The 1,380-nt window shown below is 68.8% G+C and carries 1 protein-coding gene; it reads right to left on the reverse strand.

From position 1 onward, the window contains the following. The coding region (locus tag FKP22_RS30445; protein ID WP_141291936.1) for a sigma-54-dependent transcriptional regulator at positions 1–1,139 on the reverse strand (1,139 nt) is incomplete at its 3' end. Between the last annotated feature and the right edge of the window lie 241 nt (positions 1,140–1,380).

The following is a 1,380-nucleotide window of genomic DNA, read 5'->3' on the forward strand; positions in this document are numbered from 1 at the left end:
TCCTCGTCGATGTCCTCGTCCAGCGCCATCACATAGGCGCGTTGCACCACGTTGCGCAGCTCACGCACATTGCCCGGCCAGCGGTAGGCGGACAGGCGCTCCAGCGCCCGCGGCGTGAAGCGGCGCTGCGCACCTTCTTCCTCGCCGATGCGGGCCAGGAACTGCTCGGCCAGCAAGGGCACGTCGCTCAGCCGCTCGCGCAGCGGCGGCAGCGCGATCGGGAACACGTTGAGCCGGTAATACAGGTCTTCGCGCAGCTTCCCTTCGGCCACGGCCTGCAGCGGCGGCCGGTTGGACGCGGCGATGACGCGCACATCGGTCTCCTGCGCCTGGGTGGCGCCCACCCGCATGAAGCGCCCGGTCTCCAGCACGCGCAGCAGCTTGACCTGCAGTTCCATCGGCATCTCGGTGATCTCGTCCAGGAACAGCGTGCCGCCGCTGGCGCGCTCGAAGAAGCCCTGATGCTGGCGCTCGGCGCCAGTGAAGCTGCCCTTCTCGTGGCCAAAGATCTCGCTCTCGAACAGCGTGGGCGAGATGGCGCCGCAGTTGACCGCCAGGAACGGCTTCTTGCGCCGCCGGCTCAGCTCGTGCACCGTCTGCGCCACGACTTCCTTGCCGGTGCCGCTCTCGCCTGTCACGAAGACGGTGATGCCGGTGCCGGCCACGCGGGCAATCTGCTGGTAGACCCGCTGCATGGCCGGCGAGCGGCCCCACAGGCTGCCGAAATGGCCGCTGCGGGCCAGCTCGTCGTTCAGGTCGGCCACCTCGGCCTGCAGCACCGCCGGCTTCATGTAACGAGACAGCACGCCTTGCAACTGCTTCATGCCGATGGGCTTGACGAGGTAGTCCGCCGCGCCCACGCGCAGCGCCTGGATGGAGGTGTCCAGGCTGGCGTGGCCGGTCACCAGCACCACTTCCGAGCGCGCCACCAGCTGCGCATCGGAGCTGAACAGCTCCAGGCCGCTGCCGTCGGGCAGCTGCAGGTCCAGCAGCACGATGTCGGGCCGCTGCAGCGCCAGCTGGCGCCGCGCCTCGGCCAGCGAATGCGCCAGCGAAACGGTGAAGTGTTCGCTCGCCACCAGCGCGCGCAGCGAGGTCGCAGCGTCTACATCGTCATCAACAATCAGGACATGGGCCACGGGGGGTCGCTCTCAAGAAAACAAGGGGCGCTACCGGCGTGCAAGGTTGCGCCATGGGCAGCGTCGCCACGCACGGCCACGCTGCATCTGGGGATGCACAACCCGTTTTTTACGCGGCTTTGGCCCCGCGGCTTGTAGGCGGGGAACGCGTCTTCAGGGCGGCCAGAAGCCCGACGACGCCCGATGACGCCCGGCTCAGCCCAGCGGCAGCCAGAGCCTGAAGCAGGTGCCCTGCGGGCCT

This window comes from Ideonella azotifigens (genome assembly GCF_006519715.1).
GTDB lineage: Bacteria > Pseudomonadota > Gammaproteobacteria > Burkholderiales > Burkholderiaceae_C > Ideonella > Ideonella azotifigens.